3 protein-coding genes and 1 pseudogene are annotated in these 3,191 nt (G+C 65.1%); 1 reads left to right on the top strand and 3 read right to left on the bottom strand.

Going from position 1 to position 3,191, the window contains the following annotated elements:
• Positions 1–303: 303 nt before the first annotated feature.
• The 3 genes and pseudogenes from AOM03_RS05660 to AOM03_RS12420 all read right to left on the bottom strand — a co-directional run bounded on the left by AOM03_RS05660 (position 304) and on the right by AOM03_RS12420 (position 2,484).
• A pseudogene (locus AOM03_RS05660) lies at positions 304–1,482 on the bottom strand (IS3 family transposase).
• Positions 1,483–1,607: 125 nt separating this feature from the next.
• The gene (locus AOM03_RS05670) at positions 1,608–2,135 is read right to left on the bottom strand and encodes a DUF1700 domain-containing protein (protein WP_062379242.1); all 528 of its coding nucleotides are present in this window, start codon (positions 2,133–2,135) and stop codon (positions 1,608–1,610) included.
• The gene (locus AOM03_RS12420; RefSeq protein ID WP_156157640.1) at positions 2,104–2,484 is read right to left on the bottom strand and encodes a PadR family transcriptional regulator; all 381 of its coding nucleotides are present in this window, start codon (positions 2,482–2,484) and stop codon (positions 2,104–2,106) included. The genes AOM03_RS05670 and AOM03_RS12420 overlap by 32 nt, the downstream gene beginning before the upstream one ends.
• An 84-nt stretch (positions 2,485–2,568) precedes the next feature.
• On the opposite strand from AOM03_RS12420, the gene AOM03_RS05675 reads away from it, so the two are divergent.
• A partial coding sequence (locus tag AOM03_RS05675; protein WP_156157641.1) for a hypothetical protein occupies positions 2,569–3,191 on the top strand: 623 nt, incomplete at its 3' end.

Consider the following 3,191-nt stretch of genomic DNA (forward strand, 5'->3'; position numbering starts at 1 on the left):
CCACACTTCGGACCGATGCGCCAGCCCCCCTGGCTCGGCGCGTCCACCAACCGGGGTGCCCCGCAACGACTCCGTTGTGGGGCACCCCTTCGTCGTCGCTTGTGGCCGGCGGTGCCAGCCACAAGCGTTGGGGTCGGCCACAGGTGAATCGGCCTGAGTTTCGTTCCGCTCAGTTTCCCTGTCCGGCAGGTACCGGCTGGGGTGATTCGAGGTCAGCGTAGTAGCCCTCTTCGGCTTCGGGTGGGGTGCGCATCCGGGTCTGCCCCAGCATTGGTTGACTCTGTGACCTGACCCAAGGTTCAGTTACCTGATCAGGTGTGTCGTTCGGGCGGTGGTGGCGTGCATTTCTGACTGTAGTTCGAAGTCGATGGGCGTGAGGTAGCCGATGCCGGAGTGGCGTCGGGCGCGGTTGTGCCAGACCTCGATGTACTCGAAGATCGCGTTGGCGAGCTCCACTCTGGTGTTCCAGGTCTGACGGTCGAGCAACTCGATCTGCATGGATGACCAGAAGGACTCGATCATCGCGTTGTCGAGCCCGTCGCCGACGGATCCGAACGATGGCATGAGACCGGCGGCACGGATGCGGTTGCGTGACAAGCCCAGGAGGTGAACTGGGCTCCGTGGTCGGCGTGGACGATCCCGCCGGGTGCAGGATCCCGGGTCTTGATGGCCATGTCGAGGGCGTTCAAGACCAGTCGGGTGTCGGCGCTGGAGTCGATGGACCAGCCGACGATCTTGCGGCTGAAGGCGTCCAGCACGCAGCAGCAGTACAGCCAGCCCTCCCGCGTGCGATGTTGACGCGCACGTCGGTGACCCACAGCTCGTTGGGCTTCATCCGATGGAACTTGCGGTTGACGAGGTCGTCCGCGGTGACGACGCCGCGCAGCCTCTTGATCCGCGTCGGTCCTGGCAGACCATAGATGCCTTCCAGGCTCATGAGATTGCCGACGAGGTGCTCACTGACCTTGACGTTCATCCCCATCGTCAGCTCGGCATGGACGCGCCGGTAGCCGTACGTGCCGCGGGAGGCGGTGTGGACCTCGCGGATGAGCCCGGTGAGCCACTCACGGCGCATCTGCGTGGGCGAGGTCGGGCGATGCTTGTAGCGGTAGTAGCCGGGCTTGGACACGCCCAGGATCCGGCAGCACGTGAGCACGGGATGTCCGGCGGCGACGAGGACGTCGATCACCGGATGGATCCTTTTGGGTGGGGCTTGTCCTCGCCCAGCAGCTTCGATGCGACCTTGAGGACCTCGACCTCACGTTCGAGCTCGCGGATGCGCTTGCGCGCCTCTCTGAGCTCCGCGTTCTCGGTCGTCGACCGACCGGCGATCTCGCCGTGATCGATGCGATCCTGACGCACCCAATTGCGCAAGCAAGTCGTGCTGATGCAGAGACTGAGGGCGACCTCGGTCGCGGGGCGGCCGGCTCTCACGAGCGCGACGGCGCGATGACGGAACTCCTGCGGATAGGGCTTGGGCATGGTCCGGACTCCTCGAGATCGAGCCTGAACGACACACTGCCATTGGTAACCGAACCCTGGGTCAAGTCACTGACCGCCACGTCCTCGAGCCGTTCCTGTCCGGGTTTGCCGTGGCTTGTGGTGCCCTAGGGTCCGACCGTCTCTATGGGCGCGGAACTAGGTTCCGTCGGCGTCGCGGTGGACACGAGTGTGATCGCCGCGAGGGCGAGCGCCACTATCGTGAGCGATGCGATGACCAGACTTACCCTGGCGATGAGGCGCCGAGCGCCCTCGCGCCGCAGCGCAACCACCGCTGACACGCCTCCCAGCACGGCAAGCGCGAGAGCGACGAAGGGCAGGGGGAGTGTCAGGAGCGCGCCAAGGGTCGATGCACCCAGCGACGCGACAGCAATCCACCCGGCATCCGCTGTGCCGGTGTGCCCGGGCGTCGCGGCGCGCGCGATCGCTTCTACTGGGCCGAGCGCGTCGAGCACTTGGGCCACTTCGTCCGCGCTCGCGTCTCCCGGGAGCGCATCGTCGAGGTGCTCCCTTACTGAGCTGAGGATGTCGGCGCGTTCGCCGGGATCCGCATCGCTCAGGGCTCGGTCTAGGTCTGCGAGATAGCGCGCGACGAGGTGCGACTCAGGTTGGGCGGTGTTCGGGAGGTGCTTCATTGCTGTTCTCCAGGATTTGGTTGACCTGCTGAGTAAACGGCCCCCAGATGTCCGCGAATGCCGACAGTGCCGCGAGGCCTGCGTCAGTTATTTGGTAATACCGGCGCGGGGGGCCCGATGGCGACTCGTGCCAAGCGGTTGAGACCGTGCCCACACGGCGCATCCGCGAGAGGACCGGATAGAGAGTCCCCTCGTTTGCAAGCAATCCGCCGTCTCGCGTGAGACGCGACGTCAGCTCGAGTCCGTATGTCGAGCTTTCTCGCAACAGGGCAAGTACGCAGTACTCGACGACGCCCTTGCGAAGTTGCGTCAGCGCTCCGTCGCGGTCCATCTCCACAGTTTGGATCATAGCATGGTAGTTCGCACTGCGAGGTAGCGTGCTATGTTTCCTAGTGCAGGGTGCAACGAGGCGCCCGCTGAGGAGGAGAAGCTCGTGAGAAACTTGACTCGAGGGTTCGCTGTTGCCGCCCTCGCGCTGCTCTTGGCCGCGCCTGTAGTAGGGGCGCAGGCGGCCACGTCACCGGATGATGTCGCCGACGACGTCACCCTGGAGGCGTATCTCGACACGCTCGACACAGCAGAGCGAGAGGAGTTCATCGAGACGATGCTCCCCGCCACCGAGTCGGTCACGGTCGGCCCGCAGGCGCCGGCCAACGCTCAGGCGTACGCATCCGCGATGGCAGCGCGCATGACGGGCGTCGAGATCACGCCCCTCGCAGTGGGCTGCTGGACGCAGCGCTGGACGTGGGGACCCAAGGCTGCCGCGGGGAACACCCTCTATACGTACTACCACGTCGGGTACTGGTGCTCGTCCGGTTCGACTGTCACTGCAGCCAGTGTTCAGGACTACGGAGCCGAGACCAAGACGCCTGGGTGGCGCGTGATCGGAAGCGTGTCGAAGGGTGCTGCCGTTGTGTCCAACCAGGGTCGCTCGGGTTCGCAGCACACCTTCGCTCTTGGAGTTGGCGGATGGGATGTCCAGACGCCAGTTCATTGCGCGCGTGTGAAGGGCCTCTCGAACGGAACTTCAACCGCCGATTCCGTCTGCGGCGTCTA

Origin of the sequence: Demequina pelophila (assembly GCF_000971175.1) — a bacterium.
Taxonomy (GTDB): Bacteria; Actinomycetota; Actinomycetes; order Actinomycetales; family Demequinaceae; genus Demequina; species Demequina pelophila.

Excerpts from the sequence above, each read along its gene's own strand:
- AOM03_RS12420 (WP_156157640.1), bottom strand. The coding sequence starts at position 2,484 with ATGATCCAAACTGTGGAGATGGACCGCGACGGAGCGCTGACGCAACTT.
- AOM03_RS05670 (WP_062379242.1), bottom strand. The coding sequence starts at position 2,135 with ATGAAGCACCTCCCGAACACCGCCCAACCTGAGTCGCACCTCGTCGCG.